The organism is Leclercia sp. J807 (assembly GCF_009734465.1).
In the GTDB taxonomy this organism is placed as follows: Bacteria; Pseudomonadota; Gammaproteobacteria; order Enterobacterales; family Enterobacteriaceae; genus Enterobacter.
Window position 1 is genome coordinate 1,466,019 of the sequence record NZ_CP046446.1, and the last position, 17,798, is coordinate 1,483,816.

Below are 17,798 nucleotides of genomic sequence, written 5' to 3' on the forward strand. Positions count from 1 at the left end.
ACTCATTCCCGCAGGTATGCGCCTGCGGGATGAGAGGAATGTGCATGCTGAATTATGTGATTAAACGCCTGCTGGGCCTGATCCCGACGCTGCTGATTGTCGCGGTGCTGGTCTTTTTATTTGTGCATATGCTACCAGGGGATCCGGCGCGGCTGATTGCCGGCCCGGAAGCGGATGCCACGGTCATTGAGCTGGTACGTAAGCAGCTGGGGCTGGATCAGCCGCTCTACCGGCAGTTCTGGCACTACATTACCAATGTCCTGCGGGGCGATTTTGGTATCTCGATGGTCTCCCGTCGGCCCGTTTCCGCGGAGATTGCCAGCCGCTTTATGCCTACCTTCTGGCTGACTCTCGCCAGCATGGCCTGGGCGGTGCTGTTTGGCCTGATGGCCGGGATTGTGGCGGCCGTGTGGCGTAACCGCTGGCCGGACCGGCTGGGTATGGCGCTGGCGGTGACGGGGATTTCCTTCCCGGCCTTTGCGCTGGGGATGTTGCTGATGCAGATCTTCTCCGTTGAGCTGGGCTGGCTGCCTACCGTGGGCGCGGACAGCTGGCGGCACTACATCCTGCCTTCGCTGACGCTGGGCGCGGCGGTGGCGGCAGTGATGGCGCGCTTTACCCGCGCTTCATTCGTGGATGTGCTGAATGAAGACTATATGCGCACCGCCCGGGCGAAGGGGGTGAGCGAGAGGTGGGTGATCCTCAAGCATGGCCTGCGTAATGCGATGATCCCAGTGGTCACCATGATGGGGCTGCAGTTCGGTTTTCTGCTCGGCGGCTCCATCGTGGTGGAAAAGGTCTTTAACTGGCCGGGGCTCGGGCGCCTGCTGGTCGATTCCGTCGACATGCGCGACTACCCGGTGATCCAGGCGGAAGTACTGCTCTTTTCGCTGGAGTTTATTCTTATCAACTTAGTGGTGGATGTCCTGTATGCCGCCATTAATCCGGCTATCAGGTACAAGTAAGATGCGACTGTTAAACTGGCGCCGGCAGGCCATGTTAAAGGCGATGCCGGGACTTAAACCGGATCAGATCCGCACTCCGTGGCATGAATTCTGGCGACGCTTTCGCAAGCAGCCGGTGGCGATCGCCGCCGGGCTGTTCGTGCTGATGTTGATCCTGGTGGCGATACTGGCCCCGTGGATCGTCCCCTTCGATGCGGAGAACTATTTCGATTACGACCGTCTGAACGAGGGGCCATCGATGATGCACTGGTTCGGCGTGGACTCCCTGGGGCGTGATATCTTCAGCCGGGTGCTGATGGGGGCGCAGATCTCGCTGGCGGCGGGGGTGTTTGCGGTGCTGATTGGCGCGGCCATCGGCACGGTGCTGGGGCTGCTGGCAGGTTATTATGAAGGCTGGTGGGACCGGATTATCATGCGCATCTGCGACGTGCTCTTTGCCTTCCCCGGCATTCTGCTGGCGATTGCGGTGGTGGCGGTGATGGGCAACGGCATGGCCAACGTGATTATCGCCGTGGCGATCTTCTCCATTCCAGCCTTCGCCCGTCTGGTGCGCGGCAATACGCTGGTGCTGAAACAGCAGACCTTTATCGAGTCGGCGCGCAGTATCGGTGCCAGCGACACCACGATTCTGTTTAACCATATCCTGCCGGGCACCGTCTCCTCCATCGTGGTCTATTTCACCATGCGTATCGGGGTGTCGATTATCTCAGCGGCGAGCCTGTCCTTTCTCGGCTTAGGCGCCCAGCCGCCGACCCCGGAGTGGGGGGCGATGCTTAACGAGGCGCGGGCCGATATGGTGATTGCTCCGCACGTGGCGCTGTTCCCGAGCATGGCGATCTTCCTCACCGTGCTGGCGTTTAATCTGTTAGGAGATGGGCTGCGGGACGCGTTGGACCCGCGCATTAAGGGGTGAGCGGGTGCGCGCATTTTTGCCGGGTGGCGCTGCGCTTACCCGGCCTACAAGGGCCCATCACCCGTAGGCCCGCGCAAGCGAAGCGCCGCCGGGTAAGGGCTGGAATTACTTGTCGACGCCGAAGCCCTGCTTAATCAGGGCTGGCAGCACGTCCGGGAAGTAAATGTGCTGGTAGTACCCGCTCACGCTTTCACTCCAGGTTTCGCCGTCGGTACGGTTAATCGCCTGCCAGTGTTCGGTCATCTGCTGGTTGTAGCGGGTGATTTTCGCTTCCAGCCCCTCGGTGACATAGGCTTCGTCGTGGCGGAAGGTCTCCAGCGGCAGACGCGGTTTGTGATGGGATGGCACATCGACATGACCAATCACCACGCCCGCCACCGGGAAGGTGTGTTCCGGTAGCTCAAGCAACTCAATCAGCTCTTGCGGCTTCAGACGGATCCCGCCAATTGGCACAATCCCCAGCCCTTCGGAGCGGGCAGCCGCCATCACCGAGCCCAGGGCAATGCCCACGTCGGTTGCGCCAGCCACCAGGCTCTCTATGCTCTGGTGCGCTATCTGCTCCTTGCCCGCCAGCTTCATGCCAACCTCAGTTTTGTACATATCCAGCACAAAGGTGATAAACACCGGGGCTTTGGCGATCCACGGCTGGCCGCCGGCGATCTGCGAAATCTGCGCCCGCTTTTCGGCATCGCGTGTGACGATCACCGACACCTGCTGGGAATGGACGGAGGTAGGAGCACGGTAAGCAGTGCTGATAATGCGTTCGAGCGTGGCGTCATCAATGGCTTGATCGGTGAAGCTGCGCTCGCTTTTATGGTCGTTAAACAGGTCAATAATGGTGTTCATGCGTTCTCCCGTGTGAAGCGCAAAATCTTAACAGCCTGAAACTGTTTTGCATTTAACACTCTTTGCGGTACACGCAGGTGAAAAGCCCGGCCAGCGGCCGGGTTAGGGGTTAGCGCAGCGCAGCAACCAGCGCTTTGGCCGCCTCTTCGGAGCTTGCCGGGTTCTGCCCGGTGATCAGCTTACCATCTTCGACAATATACGAGCCCCAGTTCGGGCCTTTCTGGTAATGCGCACCCAGCGCGCTCAACTCATCTTCCACCAGGAAAGGCACCACGTCGGTCAGTTCCACGTCGGCCTCTTCACCGTTGGTAAAACCGGTCACCTTGCGGCCCTTGACCAGCGGCTCGCCAGAGGCGGTTTTCACATGGCGCAGCACGCCTGGGGCATGGCAGACGAAGCCGGTCGGTTTACCCGCGCGGGTAAAGGCTTCAATCAGCGCGATGGAGGTTTGGGATTCCGCCAGATCCCATAACGGACCGTGGCCACCCGGATAGAAGACGGTGTCGAAATCCTCCTGGCGCACGCTGTCGAGTTTGACCGTGTTAGCGAGTGCCTGCTGCGCGGCCGGATCGGCTTTAAAGCGATCGGTCATCCCGGTCTGGAAATCGGGCTGATCGCTTTTGGGATCTAAAGGAGGCTGACCACCCTGGGGAGACGCCAGCACCACATCGGCGCCCGCGTCTTTGAAAACATAATACGGGGCGGCAAACTCCTCCAGCCAGAAGCCGGTTTTCTTGCTGGTATTGCCCAGTTCACTGTGAGAGGTGAGAACCATTAATACTTTCATTGTTTTCTCCGGTGATGTGGATAGCTATAAAGGTAGCCTGGTTCAGCGAAGCCATCCCCGGAGGGAGGGCAGTTTCAGAATGATTACGGCAGCTTCCGGGCAATCCTTGTTATCATCGGGAAATATCAGACACATCAAGGATCACACCAATGATTAACGTGCGTGAAGCGAAAGCGGAAGATTACGCAGCATGGTTAACGCTGTGGCAAGGCTATCTCGATTTTTACGGCACCGGGCTGAATGAGGCGGTGACGCTGGCGACCTGGCGCCGGGTATTATCCCCGGATTCGGGACTGTTTTGCCGACTGGCAGAAACCGAACAGGGCATGGTGGGTTTTGCCATCTGCGTGCTGCATGAAGGTACCTGGGTAACCCAGCCGGTGTGTTATCTGGAAGATCTGTTTGTGGATGACGCGGCGCGCGGCAAAGGGGCGGGCAGGGCGCTGATCGAAGCCATTATTGCTGAGGCACGGGATAAGGGGTGGTCGAAGGTCTACTGGGTGACGCGGGAGGGCAATCCGGCCCGGGCGCTGTATGACAAGCTGGCCACGGTGGATGATTACGTTCGCTACCGGATTACGATTTAAGTGCAGAATTTAAGCCGGGCGGCGCTGCGTTTGCCCGGCATCCTTACTGAATGGGGCCCCTCAAAATTCCTACGGCAGCTTAACACTATTTATCCGCCCGCAGAGTTTAATTCATATCCCCCTCTTTCAACCCCGCCAGAATGTGCATCACGCTGCTGCGTGACAAATGGGCTTTGTCGCGGATAGATCTTTCGGCAATGATATTATTTCTGATGGTGAATATTTCGTTGAGAATGTCGTACGCCCTGTCCATTTTGTCGATCGCGATACTGCATCGTTCATTACCTATCTGCATACTCAAACGATGCCGGGGAAGAATATATTTTACCTCGACATCTCGCTTCAGATATTCTACCTATGGCTAAGAATAATCTTATTAGCATAAAATAAGTAATTGAAATACTCCTGTTGCCGTATTTCTACTCGTCAAAAACATTAAAGGTTTCGAAGGCAAGTCTAATACTGTTTATGAACCCGTCCACATAAAATGCAGGCTGTGAATTCAATACTTTAATGGCAGGTTTTTGATGGAGACCAAAGTACCACGATTTAGCTCAATACAACCGGCGTCGCGCAGATCGGCGAGGATACGCATGATGCCGCTACGGGAGAGATAGGTGCGGCTTTTTATGTAGTTGGCCGCCGTAATACTGGCGCGGAGGCGATCTGATTCTTTCATGAGTTCTTGCAACTGAAAGCGAATGATTTCATAGGAAGACATGTGCGAAACCAGGGTGCAGTGTTCATAGACGCATGAAGCGGTATAAATCAATAATTTGCACATGCTTTCCCACAGCATAGAACTTTCAATTAATAAGTTAAAACGTTCCAGCGGTAAGCTGCTCATCTGTGCATCTTCTGTTACGCGCAGATAGAGGTTTTCGGAGTTAGCAAACTGATTGCTTACTCCCATAATAAAGGTGGCCCGTTCTGAATTTAACACCATCCCATCTCCCCTGCGGTTCAGCGTCACGCTCCCCTGATGGAGTAAATAACAGGTACGTTTATTGCCAGTGTAATAACGTAGAATCGCCCCTTTATTAGCCTGAAATGGCTTAGCAAACGGGGAGATTTGTTCGATTATTTTATTGATATCATCGACGGGTTTTAACAAATGCGTAGATGCAATCTCCGGATTCTGACCGTTTTTGAGTTTGATATTCATTATTATTACTCCAGATCATTTTATTATTGCTAAAGGCTCATGAATGATTATCGATCTGGTCATTTAAGAAAGGAATATTATATTAGTTCCATTGTGGACTGATTTGTTAACAACTCTGCAATACCTTTAGGATTATTATTATATATTCTACTATGTTAATTAGGTGTTAACATTTAAGTCTACGGTTGGTAAAGAAATAAATTGTGTACAAAAAATAATTTCTATAAATTCGCTTCAGCAAGTGAGAAAGTGAAATTAAAGTTATTGAAAATATATCTTTAAAATCGGCTTGCTGCATATCAGAAATAAAACGGCTGACCCAAAAATATATGGATGTGAAAGTGAGTCCATCAGTATTTTGCAGCCTGAATTTCGCGAATTCATATGGCAATAAAGGAATTTAATACATGAAAAAGAATATTATCGCTGCTGCTATCGCTGCTACTGCTGTCCTGTCTATGTCTAACGCATTTGCTGCTGCTGGCATCGTGAACTTCAACGGTGAAATTCTGGACGCAGCGTGCACTGTTGACGTGGGTTCGCAGAACCAGACCGTTAACCTGGGTAAATATAATAAGTCTGAATTCACGGCTGCTGGCGACAGAACGGCTGCAACTAATTTCAAAATTGTACTGAAAGACTGCCCGGCAACCGTAACGTCTGCGGCTGTGCGTTTCGATGGTACGCCTGATGCAACTAATTCAGCGCTGCTGGCTGTCGACTCCTCAGTTGCAGGCGTTGCGACCGGTGTTGCTATTAACCTGATGACTGCTAACAAGGCTGATCTGCCGCTGCACGGTTCTAACGGTTACAGCTATGCCCTGAGCAGCACTGCTGACAATACCCTGGATTTCTACGCTCAGTACAAATCTACTGCGGATTCAGTCACTGCTGGTCCGGCAAATTCCGTAGCTAACTTCTCTGTAGTTTACAACTAATTTTCCCGGCCGGAAAAATAATTGGGGCCAGCCTCAAGGCCCCATTTTTATCGAGGTATAAAATGCACTTTCTGAGTAAATCTTTAATTGCCTTTGCGATTCTTTCTGCTGGCGTTTCAGCGGCCAATGCAGGTGTGGTGATTGGTGGAACGCGTGTAATTTATGACGGCAATAAAAAAGAATCCTCTATTAGCGTGACTAACCCGGACACAACACCTTATTTAATTCAGTCATGGGTGGAAACGCAAAATGGGGGTGCTGAGAAAGCACCTTTTATTATCACGCCACCGCTCTATCGACTGGATAAAGACCAGCAGAACGTGGAACGTATCGTATTAGCGGGCTCAGTTCCGCAGGATAAAGAATCACTGTTCTGGCTGAATATTAAGGCTATTCCTTCTGCACCACGTAAAGACAACACGCTGCAAATCGCGGTGAAAACACGCATCAAGCTGATTTATCGCCCGACGGCACTGAAGGGCGTGATTCCGGAAGAGCAGGCGGACAAATTAACCTGGCAGCGTAGCGGCAATCAGATCCAGGTTACTAACCCAACCAACGTGGTGATGAACTTCAACGAAATCCATATCAACGGTAAAAAGCTGGAAAACGTGACCTATGTCTTGCCAGGAGCAACCGCACGGTTTGATTTACCGAAAGGCGTAAGCGGCGGGGCCGTGACCTTCAAAATTATTAACGACTACGGCGGAACTGGAAACGTACATAACGCCACGTTTTAGCTCGCGCTGGGGTAAAGGACGCCTGTTTCGTACAGATGGAGTAAATTTGTGATGAGTAATAATAAGCAGGAAAAAATCTTCAAACCTGCACGACTTGCCTTCTTAATTGCGTTTGCTCTGGGGGCTGTCTCACAGGCCGTTTATGCCCGAGATTTTTTTAACCCGGATTTGATCGAGCTGGATGATCCAGGGATGAAGGGGGCAGATCTCTCTGCATTTGAGTCTGGGTCGCAGCTACCAGGCACCTATCGCGTTGATGTGGTTATCAGCGAGCAGGTTGTTGATACCCGTGATATTCGCTTCGATTCGGTTAAGGACGCCGATGGCGACATGATTCTGCAGCCCTGCCTGAGCGTGGCACAGCTGAAAAGTTGGGGGGTGAAAACCGAACTGTTCCCCGCTCTCTCTTCTGACGGCGAATGCGCAAAATTAGCCGCTATCCCGCACGCCTCTGCCGATTTTCTCTTTGCTGCCCAGCGTCTGGTGATCAGTATTCCCCAGGCGGCGCTGTCGCCGCAGGCTCGTGGCTACGTGCCGCCAGAAATGTGGGATGAAGGGATCACCGCCGCGATGCTCAACTACAGCCTGAGCGGATCCAACAACTGGACGCGCAACGGTAACGGCAGCGATACCAACAGCCAGTACGCCAACCTGCGTCCGGGTATCAACATCGGCCCGTGGCGGCTGCGTAACTACACCACCTGGAGCCGTGACAGCAGTGGCAACGACAGGTGGGATACGGTGTACACCTACGCTCAGCGGGCCATTGTTCCGCTTAAGGCGCAGTTCACCGCCGGTGATAGCTCCTCCCCTGCGGATGTGTTCGACAGCATGCCGTTTCGCGGGGCGCAACTGGCCTCCGACGACGACATGATGCCGGAATCCCTGAAAGGCTACGCCCCGGTGGTGCGTGGTATTGCCCGGACCAATGCCCAGGTGATCATTCGACAGAATGGGTATCAGATTTACCAAAGCTATGTGGCGCCGGGTGCGTTTGAAATTACCGACATGTACCCAACCGGTGGAGCAGGCGATCTCGATGTGACCGTCAAAGAGAGCGACGGCAGCGAGCAGCACTATACCGTGGCTTTTGCCTCCCTGCCGGTATTACAGCGTGAAGGGCGCTTCAAGTATGCGGTGACCGGCGGTCAGTACCGCTCGTATAACAGCGATGTGGATAAAACCCCGTTCAGCCAGTTGACTGGGATCTACGGTCTGCCCTGGGGCCTGACCCTGTATGGCGGCTTCCAGGAAGCGAGTAAGTATCAGTCTCTGGCGTTGGGTGTGGGTAAAAACATGGGCGACTTTGGTGCGTTCTCCACCGATGTGACCCAGGCGTGGTCCAAACCGCAGGATCTGGATAAGAGCAACGGCCAGTCCTGGCGTATCCGCTACAGCAAGAACTTTGTTGAAACAGGCACCAACTTCGCTATTGCCGGTTACCGCTACTCCACCAGCGGCTACTACGGCATGCAGGAAGTGCTGGATTCATACGGCGATAACCGGGCATTGGAAGATCGTCGTCGTAACCGCGCCGAGTTGACCATGAGTCAGATCATCGGCCAGAACCTGGGCGCGCTGATGCTGAGCGCCGTGCGTGAGGATTACTGGAATTCCGGTAAGACCATGGAGTCTTACAGCGCCGGATATAACAACTCATGGAAAAGCATCACTTACGGCATCACCTATACCTACAGCAAAAACGGTAGCAACGACTACTACGGGCACCGGACCAGCTACGACAAGGATCAGCAGATAGCGCTGAACATCAGTGTACCGCTGGAGAAATTCCTCCCGCGCACCTGGGCCAGCTACAGCATGAATGCCAGTAAGAACAACGGCACCACGCACAGTGTCGGGTTGAACGGTTCCGCGCTGGAGAACAATGCCCTGAGCTGGAACGTGCAGCAGGGTTATGGCACCAATGATGTGGGCTATACCGGCAACGCCAACGCCGATTACAAAGGCACCTACGCCAAAGTGACGGCGGGTTACGGCTACGACAAAGACAGCGATCGTCTCAACTACGGTCTGCAGGGCGGGATCATTGCCCATGCTGACGGCGTGACCTTCTCTCAGCCGCTGGGTGAAACCAATGTGCTGATAAAAGCACCGGGGGCAAAAGGGGTGAGCATCCAGAACCAGAGCGGGGCGAAAACCGACTGGCGCGGCTATACCACGGTGAGCAACCTGACGCCGTACCGCAAAAATGACGTGGCGCTGATAACCGATACCCTGCCGGATGACGTGGAGCTGGAGCTGACCAACAAGACGGTGATCCCAACGCGCGGTGCGATCGTCAGGGCGGATTATGTAGCGAACGTCGGGCAGCGGGTGTTGATGACCCTGAATCACAGCCGCGGCCAACCTGTACCGTTTGGGGCGATTGCAACCGTTAAAGGCCAGAGCAACAACAGCTTTATTGTCGGTGATAAGGGTCAGGTTTATTTGACCGGGTTAAGTCCGAGCGGAACATTACTGGTGAAGTGGGGCAATGACGCTTTACAGCAGTGTCAGGTGAATTATTCGCTTTCGGAGCAAAGCCCAAATACCGGCGTACGGATGGCCACCGGACAGTGCAACTAAAATTAAGATGTTAGGTAGGGAGTTTATATGTATTTAATTTTTCATTTAAGATCTTTGTTTTTGTTAGCCAGCTTTATGAGCTGTTCAGCTTTTGCATGCGTTAATTTGGGTACATGGAATTTATATATTCCTTTTGGCAATGTTATTGTCCAGAGAGATGCTCCAGTTGGTACACAAATTGCCTCAGCGGTAGTTCAGCCCACTAATGAGATAATTAGCGATTGTAAAAATGGTGGCCAACAATATGAGAAGATGAACACAGGCCCACTTACGGTGATTAATAATGTTTATGAAACTGGAATTCCTGGTGTAGGTATAAAAGGGGAACCCTGGCAAGGTTATTACGGCTTTTTCACCAACCCAGCTGTTATACAAACTTTTCCTGCAAACAACTATCCAGAAGATACTTTACCTCATAATTTTTATTTAGTGAAAACCGGTCCTATTCAGTCCGGGGTATTTGATGATAGATTGATTTCTAGCATATATTATGATACCGGGGGAAATGCGCTTCAGTTTTATATCATCAACTCAAGAGTAACCCAAACTTTGTGTTCTATTACAACGCCAAATTTAACTTTTCCAATTGGTGATGTACTGGCTGCAACATTCAATAATGGCGTGGGAACGGCTCCAGTTGGTGCTCAAAATACCCAGAGCTTGGGTCTGAATTGCGACGCTGGAGCCAATATTAACGTCATGCTACAAGGCACCCAAAACCCTGATGTTAGCACCACCAGCGTATTAGCCTTAACCGGCCAGGGAAATGCGGATGTGGCAAAAGGTGTCGGCGTGCAGCTGCTATATAACGGTATCCCATTAGTATTAAATAACCGTATCGTGCTGAAGCAATCGGCAGGAGGCCAGGAAACTTTCCCGATTACCGCCCGTTATTATCAGACCAAAACCACTGTTTCAACGGGTAAAGCTAACGCATCAGCGACCCTTGATTTAACCTATCAGTAATAAAAAAGGAAATAAAATAAATGGCGAAATTAAAGACTATCGCAGCGGCTGCGCTCGGCGTAACCATGGTATCTCAGGGCGCGTTTGCAGGTGATACGGTCAACCTGAATATTACCGGCAACGTGGTGGCCTCGCCGTGCATCGTGAACGGCGGCTCAGGCAATATCGACGTCGATCTCGGCAATATCCAGGCGAGCATGCTGGCGACGGCAGGTTCTTCTTCTACAGAAGTGCCGTTCGACATCAAATTGACCGATTGTCCAACCGGTACTTCAAACGTAATGGCGACTTTTTCCGGAACCAGCGATCCGGTTGCCGGTTCGAACTACTACAAAAGCACTGGTACGGCGACCAACGTAGCGGTGGCATTGATTCAGGCCAGCACCAGCAGTCTGAAGGGGAACGGCACGAGCATCACTCAGGCCGTGGCGGCGGACCGCACGGTAACCATGTCGATGAAAGCCAAGGCCTATTCCAGTGCGGGTAGCGCCATGCCGGGCACCATTAATTCGGTTGTAACGGCAACCTTTATCTATCAATAACAAGCAATACGCCCCGGTTTACCGGGGCAAAAAGGTGATTTCTATGTTGAAGCCCGGCCTGAAAATAGCTTTCTGTTTAACGTTATTCTCTGCTGCTGTGCAGGCAGACTCGTCAATTTCAGTTTCAGGAAACGTTGTCACCAGCCCCTGCACGGTAGACACCGACACGGTCAACAAAACGGTGGAACTTGGCACCGTACAGCGCCGGGATCTGCAAACCGCAGGGGAGGGTGGCGAGTGGCATGACTTCGATCTGCTATTAACCCAATGTCCGTCCGGTACGACCAAGGTAACGGCAACCTTGAGCGGCACAGCCGATCCCATCGACGCCACAGCATGGAAAAACAGCGGCACCAGCACCAATATGGCGCTGCGGATCGCCAGCCGCAGTCATAGCACGACTTATGCGCCGGGCGATTCACTGGGTGAGCCAGTCAACGTAAGCACGCGCTCTGCAACATTTCAACTGTCGGCCAGAATGTTTACTCCGCAGGGCAGTGCTGGCCCTGGTACATTCCAGTCGGTGATGAACGTCGATTTTACCTGGCAGTAAATGACTCCCGGGCAATAATCCTCTGATATTTATTTAAAAGTGCACTATGCCTTATCGTTTACCGATTGAAAACGCGGTACGAGGAAGCCATTCCCTTCGGGAATTTATGTGGCCTGAAGAACAGTTTTCTATCAGCTATAACCCGAGTTGTCCATGCTAAAGATATTAATTAACGAATCCGATGTCCTGTTTTGCAGAGGCATGAAAGATATTCTCAGTGAGTTGTTCTGCAAGCGGTTTAACCGCCAAGTTGATTTTCTTGCCGATTTTACGCAGGAGAATATTGCCAACGCCGATGTGATTGTTCTTTCTTTGTGCAATGGCGAACGTTACCTCTGTTTCCCGGAGCTACGCGCGCGACGTAAAGGCATTATTATTGGACTAGTGGATAAAAATGATTTTCAGGAAAGATCGCCATCCTGCTTTGCTGATATTGTCTATATTGTACGACGAGAACCGTTATGTGCAATCACGGATAAACTCACCGTTACCTGGGAAAAATGGTTAGTGAGCGAGGGTTTCCCACAATATAGATCATGCCTCGGGTGTAAACATTTCATCTTATCACTCCAGCAGCGGGAAATTATGTCCGGCTTTTACTATGGGAATACAGTCAAGGATGTCGCAAAGATTTTGAATATTGACTACAAAAAGGTTGCAGCGCAGAAACACATTGTTATGCGTAAATTCAAGCTGAAAAGCGATTACGAGCTATTCCGCTTTTTAGGCATGCTGCGTGAAAAAAACGAAACCCGATTATTTCTGTGAAATTCTCTCCAGCAGTGGAAAAATAACGCCCGGCAGCGCACGCTTGCCGGGTGTTAACACCCCCGCCTGATAAGCGCAGCGCCATCAGGCGTAAACCGAAATTAAACCCGGCTGCCCCACAAGTCATATTCGTCGGCGTTTTCAACTTTCACGCGCACGATATCGCCCGGTTTGACCTTCGTTTCACCGTTCAGGTAGACCGCACCGTCGATTTCCGGGGCGTCGGCCATGCTGCGGCCAATCGCGCCTTCTTCATCCACTTCGTCGATGATGACCATGATTTCGCGGCCCACTTTCTCCTGCAGACGTTCAGCAGAGATCTGCTGTTGCAGCTGCATGAAGCGGTTCCAGCGCTCTTCTTTTACCTCTTCCGGCACCTGATCCGCCAGTTCGTTGGCGGTCGCCCCTTCAACCGGGCTGTACTTGAAGCAACCCACGCGATCCAGACGTGCCTCTTTCAGGAAGTCGAGCAGCATCTGGAAATCTTCTTCGGTTTCACCCGGGAAGCCGACAATAAAGGTGGAGCGCAGGGTCAGATCCGGGCAGATTTCACGCCACTGCTTGATGCGCGCCAGCTGGCGGTCAACAGAGCCAGGACGCTTCATCAGCTTCAGAATGCGTGGGCTGGCGTGCTGCAGCGGGATATCCAGATACGGCAGGATTTTGCCTTCCGCCATCAGCGGGATCACGTCGTCCACGTGCGGGTAAGGGTAGACATAGTGCAGACGCGTCCAGATGCCGAGCTTAGAGAGCTGTTCGCACAGGCCGACCATGCTGGTTTTCACCGGCTCGCCGTTGTGGAAACCGGAGCGGTGCTTCACGTCCACGCCGTAGGCGGAGGTGTCCTGGGAGATCACCAGCAGCTCTTTCACGCCCGCATCGGCCAGGCGCTTGGCTTCGGCCAGTACTTCGCCAATCGGACGGCTCACCAGATCGCCACGCATGGACGGGATAATGCAGAAGGTGCAGCGATGGTTGCAGCCTTCGGAAATTTTTAAGTACGCGTAGTGACGCGGGGTGAGTTTCACGCCCTGTTCCGGCACCAGGCTCAGGAACGGGTTATGCTTTGGTTTTGGCACATAGTGATGCACATGTTCCAGCACCTGCTCGTAGCTGTGCGGACCGGTGATTTCCAGCACCTTAGGGTGGACTTCGCGGATCTGATCGACTTTGGCACCCAGGCAACCGGTAACAATCACCTTGCCGTTTTCGGTGAGTGCTTCACCGATGGCTTCCAGAGACTCCTGTACGGCGCTATCGATAAAGCCGCAGGTGTTAACGATCACCATATCGGCGTTGTCGTAGCTTGGTACCACGTCATAGCCTTCGGTGCGAAGCTCGGTCAGGATACGTTCGGAATCCACCAGGTTTTTCGGGCAGCCCAGAGAGACGAAGCCGATTTTCGGCTGGTGTGTCACATTGCTCATAGATTAAAAAGTAGTCAGTTATGGAGTTATCAGGGCAGGGATTGTACAGATTTCCGCAGAGAATTTATAGCGGTCTGTGCAATGGGGAGGCAAGCATCCTGAACGGGGCGTGAGCGCGCGCCGGTACCTCTCTGGAGCGGCTCGCTCAGGTCCATTTAACATTGTAAATGTCAGTAATCCGTCACGGATTATTGACCTGACGCATTAAATTGAACAAAAAATAGACATAATCTAAGAATGTTCTAAGGCTGACAAGGGGGGAAAAAGCATGTCCGTTGACAGACTGAAACGCGATCTTCTTAACAAGATGATCAACGCCCGAATCGATCTCGCGGCCTATCTGCAGTTGAGGAAAGCGAAGGGGTATATGTCAGTCAGCGAAAGCGACCATCTGCGTGACAACTTCTTTGAACTTTGTACTTACATGCGTGAAAAAGCGCCTGAACTGAGGGCGCACTGCAATGCTGAGGAGCAGGCGATGCTCTATCGTGCCGCCGGTTCGCTCACCACCGCAGGCGTCTGTATGATGACCGGCAACCATGATTGCCCGACGTTCATCGCCGTCAACGCAGAGAAGCTGGAAAACTGTCTGAACGATCTCACTCTCTGCATCCAGTATCTGAAATCGCATACACCGCTGATTCAGAGCTGATCCTGGGGGAGGCAACTCCCCCAACTGCTTAAGCTTTTGTAAAAGTAATAACGCCCCTGTGCGGAGTGGCTAACCTTATGCCATACCTCGAAAAGGAGTGCGTTATGCGTCGATCTTCGGTTATATCCCTGCCAATGTTGCTGATATCCGCCTCGCTGTATGCGGCTCCTGCGGATGTGAACGTTGCTGTCCTGCAAAATAAACTCGATCATCCCTGGGCGCTGGCGTTCCTGCCAGAAGATCAGGGGATGTTGATCACCCTTAAAGGCGGGCAGCTTAAGCGCTGGCAGGCGGGCAAAGGGCTCTCCGATCCCATCGTCGGCGTGCCGAAGGTCTGGGCTAACGGCCAGGGCGGGTTGCTTGACGTGGCGCTGGCCCCTGACTTTGCCACGTCGCGCCGGGTCTGGCTGAGCTATGCCGAAGCGGGTGATGACGGTAAAGCGGGCACGGCGGTAGGGTATGGCCGTCTTAGCGACGACAATACCCGGCTGGAGGGCTTCAAGGTGATCTTCCGCCAGCAGCCAAAACTTTCCACCGGCAATCACTTTGGTGGCCGGCTGGTGTTCGACGGGAAAGGCTATCTCTATATCGCTCTCGGAGAGAATAATCAGCGGCCCACCGCCCAGGATCTGGATAAGCTGCAGGGTAAAGTGGTGCGCCTTACCGACCAGGGGGCCGTACCGGACGATAATCCGTTCGTAAACCGCCAGGGCGCACGACCCGAGATCTGGTCTTACGGCATCCGTAACCCTCAGGGGTTAGCCATGAACCCGTGGAGCGACACGCTGTGGCTTAATGAGCACGGTCCGCGCGGCGGCGATGAGATCAATATTCCGGAAAAGGGCAAAAACTACGGCTGGCCGCTGGCGACGCACGGCATCAATTACAGCGGATTGCCGATACCGGAAGCGAAGGGTGAACAGGTGGAAGGCACCGAGCCGCCGCTGTTTGTCTGGAAACAGTCCCCGGCCATCAGCGGCATGGCCTTCTATAACAGCGATCGTTTCCCGCAGTGGAAGAACAAACTCTTTATCGGCGCGCTGAAAGACAAAGATGTGATTGTGCTGAACGTCAATGGCAATCGCGTGACGGAAGAGGGGCGTATTCTGGGGGATCGCAATCAGCGGGTTCGCGATGTGCGGGTGGGGCCGGATGGCTATTTATACGTACTTACCGATGAGTCGGACGGGCAGCTGTTAAAGGTCAGCCCGTCCGGGACATAGCTTAGCTGACCGGGATCATCACCACGTTGCGGTACGCCGGGCGCTCGCTCAGGTTCGTCAGCCAGCGCGCCAGATTGGGGCGGGGCGCCCACTCAAGATCGACGTTGGTGAGGTTCCAGACAAACGGTGCGACGGCGATATCACCCACGCCAAACTCATCGCCCGACAGCCACGGTTGTGTCGCGAGAGCCTCATCCAGCATGGCGAACAGAGATTCGCAGCTCTCTTTTGCTGCGTTAATCGCCGCATAGTTACGTTCGGCTTCCGGGGTTCTCACCAGCCCCATCAGGATCACACGGTGGGCAGGGGAGAGCGTCTGGTTGGCCCAGTCCATCCACTTCTCGCCGACGGCACGCTTCGCAGGCGCATCGATCCACAGCCTGTTCTGCCCGTATTGCGCCGCAAGGTAGCGCACAATAGCGTTGGACTCCCACAGCGTCAGGTCGGTTTCATCATCGCGCAGCAGCGGCACCAGGCCATTGGGGTTCATCGCCAGGTACTCCGCCTCTTTATTCACCCCGTACTGCATCCCCGCCATGATCTGGGTAAAGGGTAAATCCAGCTCTTCCAGCGTCCAGAGCACCTTTTTGACGTTCGTTGAATTGTTCCGGCCCCACAAAGTAATCATAATAACCCCTTATAATTAAAGCCGATCTCAGGATGAAATCCGTGTTTATGATCACCCATGGTGAGATAAACCTAACAAATACGCAACAGAGGCGAAAAAAATCGATGGGGTCAAAGCGTATCGGATTGTAATTGCGTAAACTTTAAAAAAGTTTACCAGGTTTTAGTTTTTTTAAAGCCATTAGTACGTTATTAATCAACGTTTCTTGCGACACGGCGGTATGACGTGATTTTTGGAATGGACATTCGGGTGGCAACATGATGCGAAAAACTTCTTCTTTACGTGGTCTGGTAGCAGGTAGTGCGCTGCTGGTCCTTTTTGCACCTTCGCTGTACGCAGCGGAACAGGCGGCCCCAGAGGCACCGCCGGTTGATGCGCGCGCCTGGATACTGATGGACTACGCCAGCGGTAAAGTGCTGGCCGAGGGCAACGCAGACGAGAAACTTGATCCTGCAAGCCTGACCAAAATCATGACCAGCTACGTGGTAGGGCAGGCGCTGAAAGCGGGCAAAATCAAGCTCACCGACATGGTGACCATCGGTAAAGACGCCTGGGCGACCGGTAATCCGGCGCTGCGCGGCTCCTCGGTCATGTTCCTGAAGCCTGGCGATCAGGTGGCGGTTTCTGACCTGAACAAAGGGGTAATCATTCAGTCAGGGAATGATGCCTGTATCGCGCTGGCCGATTATGTGGCCGGCAGCCAGGATTCTTTTATTGGTTTGATGAATGGCTATGCCCAGCGACTGGGCCTCACCAACACCACCTTTAAAACCGTTCATGGTCTGGATGCGCCGGGCCAGTTCAGTACCGCCCGCGATATGGCCCTGCTCGGTAAGGCGCTGATTCATGACGTGCCGGAAGAGTATGCGATCCACAAAGAGAAAGAGTTTACCTTCAACAAAATCCGCCAGCCGAACCGTAACCGCCTGCTCTGGAGCAGCAACCTTAACGTTGACGGGATGAAAACCGGAACCACGGCGGGGGCTGGCTACAACCTCGTGGCGTCGGCGACCCAGGGCGATATGCGTCTGATCTCAGTGGTGCTGGGCACCAAAACCGACCGCATCCGCTTTAATGAGTCGGAAAAACTGCTGACCTGGGGCTTCCGCTTCTTCGAAACCGTTACCCCTATCAAGCCGGATGCGACGTTTGTCAGCCAGCGCGTCTGGTTTGGTGACAAGAGCGAGGTTAAGCTTGGCGCCGGGGAGAGCGGTTCCGTCACCATTCCGCGCGGCCAGCTGAAAAACCTGAAAGCCAGCTACACCCTCACTGACAAACAGCTCACCGCGCCGCTGAAGAAAGGCCAGGTGGTCGGCACCATCGATTTCCAGCTGAACGGCAAATCTATCGAGCAGCGTCCGCTGATTGTGATGGAAGCGGTGGAAGAGGGCGGCTTCTTTGGCCGGATGTGGGATTTCGTCATGATGAAATTCCACGAATGGTTTGGGGGTTGGTTTAAGTAAATAACACAGCGCCGGGTGGTGGCTTCGCCTTACCCGGCCTACGAACGGC

At 53.3% G+C, this 17,798-nt stretch carries 19 protein-coding genes; 13 read left to right on the plus strand and 6 right to left on the minus strand.

All coding sequences use genetic code 11. From position 1 onward, the window contains the following. Positions 1–44: 44 nt before the first annotated feature. Together gsiC and gsiD are read left to right on the plus strand one after the other, a co-directional pair. A complete protein-coding gene (gene gsiC / locus GNG26_RS06800) occupies positions 45–965 on the plus strand; it encodes a glutathione ABC transporter permease GsiC (protein WP_103823478.1) in 921 nt (306 codons plus the stop codon). A gap of 1 nt (position 966) precedes the next feature. Then, complete coding sequence (gsiD, locus tag GNG26_RS06805; RefSeq protein ID WP_103178818.1) at positions 967–1,878, plus strand: glutathione ABC transporter permease GsiD; 912 nt, start codon at positions 967–969, stop codon at positions 1,876–1,878. Between the two features lie 105 nt (positions 1,879–1,983). Here gsiD and GNG26_RS06810 read toward each other — a convergent pair whose 3' ends face one another. Both GNG26_RS06810 and GNG26_RS06815 read right to left on the minus strand, forming a co-directional pair. Continuing rightward, positions 1,984–2,724 (minus strand): nitroreductase family protein, encoded by a 741-nt coding sequence (locus GNG26_RS06810; RefSeq protein WP_156238240.1) that lies wholly within the window; start codon positions 2,722–2,724, stop codon positions 1,984–1,986. Between the two features lie 109 nt (positions 2,725–2,833). After that, on the minus strand, positions 2,834–3,511 hold the full coding sequence (locus tag GNG26_RS06815; protein WP_156238242.1) for a type 1 glutamine amidotransferase domain-containing protein: 678 nt from the start codon (positions 3,509–3,511) through the stop codon (positions 2,834–2,836). 149 nt (positions 3,512–3,660) lie between these two features. Here GNG26_RS06815 and GNG26_RS06820 point away from each other — a divergent pair, with 149 nt between their 5' ends. Further along, entirely contained in the window at positions 3,661–4,098 is a 438-nt protein-coding gene (locus GNG26_RS06820; RefSeq protein WP_156238244.1) for a GNAT family N-acetyltransferase, read from the plus strand. Between the two features lie 106 nt (positions 4,099–4,204). On the opposite strand, the gene GNG26_RS06825 is transcribed toward GNG26_RS06820, so the two are convergent. Together GNG26_RS06825 and GNG26_RS06830 are read right to left on the minus strand one after the other, a co-directional pair. Next, the gene (locus tag GNG26_RS06825; protein ID WP_156238245.1) at positions 4,205–4,393 is read right to left on the minus strand and encodes a helix-turn-helix domain-containing protein; all 189 of its coding nucleotides are present in this window, start codon (positions 4,391–4,393) and stop codon (positions 4,205–4,207) included. Between the two features lie 207 nt (positions 4,394–4,600). Next, entirely contained in the window at positions 4,601–5,263 is a 663-nt protein-coding gene (locus tag GNG26_RS06830; protein WP_156238247.1) for a helix-turn-helix domain-containing protein, read from the minus strand. 407 nt (positions 5,264–5,670) lie between these two features. On the opposite strand from GNG26_RS06830, the gene GNG26_RS06835 reads away from it, so the two are divergent. From GNG26_RS06835 to GNG26_RS06865, 7 genes are all read left to right on the plus strand, one after another. Further along, positions 5,671–6,201, plus strand: a complete 531-nt coding sequence (locus tag GNG26_RS06835; protein ID WP_156238249.1) for a fimbrial protein — start codon at positions 5,671–5,673, stop codon at positions 6,199–6,201. Between the two features lie 62 nt (positions 6,202–6,263). Further along, on the plus strand, positions 6,264–6,941 hold the full coding sequence (locus tag GNG26_RS06840; protein ID WP_156238251.1) for a molecular chaperone: 678 nt from the start codon (positions 6,264–6,266) through the stop codon (positions 6,939–6,941). Between the two features lie 51 nt (positions 6,942–6,992). Next, positions 6,993–9,527 (plus strand): fimbria/pilus outer membrane usher protein, encoded by a 2,535-nt coding sequence (locus GNG26_RS06845; protein ID WP_156238253.1) that lies wholly within the window; start codon positions 6,993–6,995, stop codon positions 9,525–9,527. Between the two features lie 27 nt (positions 9,528–9,554). After that, the gene (locus GNG26_RS06850) at positions 9,555–10,493 is read left to right on the plus strand and encodes a fimbrial protein (protein WP_156238255.1); all 939 of its coding nucleotides are present in this window, start codon (positions 9,555–9,557) and stop codon (positions 10,491–10,493) included. Between the two features lie 20 nt (positions 10,494–10,513). Further along, positions 10,514–11,035: a fimbrial protein gene (locus GNG26_RS06855; RefSeq protein ID WP_231604228.1), complete on the plus strand. Its 522-nt coding sequence runs from the start codon at positions 10,514–10,516 to the stop codon at positions 11,033–11,035. A gap of 43 nt (positions 11,036–11,078) precedes the next feature. Then, complete coding sequence (locus tag GNG26_RS06860) at positions 11,079–11,588, plus strand: fimbrial protein (protein WP_156238257.1); 510 nt, start codon at positions 11,079–11,081, stop codon at positions 11,586–11,588. 153 nt (positions 11,589–11,741) lie between these two features. Continuing rightward, positions 11,742–12,356, plus strand: coding sequence for a LuxR C-terminal-related transcriptional regulator (locus GNG26_RS06865; RefSeq protein WP_156238258.1), 615 nt, complete (start codon positions 11,742–11,744; stop codon positions 12,354–12,356). A 101-nt stretch (positions 12,357–12,457) separates the two neighbouring features. Here GNG26_RS06865 and rimO read toward each other — a convergent pair whose 3' ends face one another. Continuing rightward, positions 12,458–13,783, minus strand: coding sequence for a 30S ribosomal protein S12 methylthiotransferase RimO (rimO, locus tag GNG26_RS06870; RefSeq protein ID WP_156238259.1), 1,326 nt, complete (start codon positions 13,781–13,783; stop codon positions 12,458–12,460). Between the two features lie 268 nt (positions 13,784–14,051). On the opposite strand from rimO, the gene bssR reads away from it, so the two are divergent. Continuing rightward, the gene (bssR, locus tag GNG26_RS06875; protein WP_103823464.1) at positions 14,052–14,435 is read left to right on the plus strand and encodes a biofilm formation regulator BssR; all 384 of its coding nucleotides are present in this window, start codon (positions 14,052–14,054) and stop codon (positions 14,433–14,435) included. Between the two features lie 104 nt (positions 14,436–14,539). Next, entirely contained in the window at positions 14,540–15,658 is a 1,119-nt protein-coding gene (locus GNG26_RS06880) for a PQQ-dependent sugar dehydrogenase (protein WP_156238260.1), read from the plus strand. 1 nt (position 15,659) lies between these two features. On the opposite strand, the gene GNG26_RS06885 is transcribed toward GNG26_RS06880, so the two are convergent. Next, positions 15,660–16,286 (minus strand): glutathione S-transferase family protein, encoded by a 627-nt coding sequence (locus tag GNG26_RS06885; protein ID WP_103823462.1) that lies wholly within the window; start codon positions 16,284–16,286, stop codon positions 15,660–15,662. Positions 16,287–16,543: 257 nt separating this feature from the next. Here GNG26_RS06885 and dacC point away from each other — a divergent pair, with 257 nt between their 5' ends. Beyond that, positions 16,544–17,749: a serine-type D-Ala-D-Ala carboxypeptidase gene (dacC, locus tag GNG26_RS06890; RefSeq protein WP_114315516.1), complete on the plus strand. Its 1,206-nt coding sequence runs from the start codon at positions 16,544–16,546 to the stop codon at positions 17,747–17,749. The last annotated feature ends 49 nt before the right edge of the window (positions 17,750–17,798 follow it).

Coding starts and splice junctions, on each gene's coding strand:
- GNG26_RS06815 (WP_156238242.1), bottom strand. CDS start 3,511: ATGAAAGTATTAATGGTTCTCACCTCTCACAGTGAACTGGGCAATACC.
- dacC (WP_114315516.1), top strand. CDS start 16,544: ATGATGCGAAAAACTTCTTCTTTACGTGGTCTGGTAGCAGGTAGTGCG.
- GNG26_RS06830 (WP_156238247.1), bottom strand. CDS start 5,263: ATGAATATCAAACTCAAAAACGGTCAGAATCCGGAGATTGCATCTACG.
- GNG26_RS06850 (WP_156238255.1), top strand. CDS start 9,555: ATGTATTTAATTTTTCATTTAAGATCTTTGTTTTTGTTAGCCAGCTTT.
- GNG26_RS06820 (WP_156238244.1), top strand. CDS start 3,661: ATGATTAACGTGCGTGAAGCGAAAGCGGAAGATTACGCAGCATGGTTA.
- GNG26_RS06855 (WP_231604228.1), top strand. CDS start 10,514: ATGGCGAAATTAAAGACTATCGCAGCGGCTGCGCTCGGCGTAACCATG.
- GNG26_RS06810 (WP_156238240.1), bottom strand. CDS start 2,724: ATGAACACCATTATTGACCTGTTTAACGACCATAAAAGCGAGCGCAGC.
- GNG26_RS06865 (WP_156238258.1), top strand. CDS start 11,742: ATGCTAAAGATATTAATTAACGAATCCGATGTCCTGTTTTGCAGAGGC.
- rimO (WP_156238259.1), bottom strand. CDS start 13,783: ATGAGCAATGTGACACACCAGCCGAAAATCGGCTTCGTCTCTCTGGGC.
- GNG26_RS06885 (WP_103823462.1), bottom strand. CDS start 16,286: ATGATTACTTTGTGGGGCCGGAACAATTCAACGAACGTCAAAAAGGTG.
- GNG26_RS06840 (WP_156238251.1), top strand. CDS start 6,264: ATGCACTTTCTGAGTAAATCTTTAATTGCCTTTGCGATTCTTTCTGCT.
- gsiC (WP_103823478.1), top strand. CDS start 45: ATGCTGAATTATGTGATTAAACGCCTGCTGGGCCTGATCCCGACGCTG.
- GNG26_RS06860 (WP_156238257.1), top strand. CDS start 11,079: ATGTTGAAGCCCGGCCTGAAAATAGCTTTCTGTTTAACGTTATTCTCT.
- GNG26_RS06845 (WP_156238253.1), top strand. CDS start 6,993: ATGAGTAATAATAAGCAGGAAAAAATCTTCAAACCTGCACGACTTGCC.
- GNG26_RS06835 (WP_156238249.1), top strand. CDS start 5,671: ATGAAAAAGAATATTATCGCTGCTGCTATCGCTGCTACTGCTGTCCTG.
- gsiD (WP_103178818.1), top strand. CDS start 967: ATGCGACTGTTAAACTGGCGCCGGCAGGCCATGTTAAAGGCGATGCCG.
- GNG26_RS06880 (WP_156238260.1), top strand. CDS start 14,540: ATGCGTCGATCTTCGGTTATATCCCTGCCAATGTTGCTGATATCCGCC.
- bssR (WP_103823464.1), top strand. CDS start 14,052: ATGTCCGTTGACAGACTGAAACGCGATCTTCTTAACAAGATGATCAAC.
- GNG26_RS06825 (WP_156238245.1), bottom strand. CDS start 4,393: ATGCAGATAGGTAATGAACGATGCAGTATCGCGATCGACAAAATGGAC.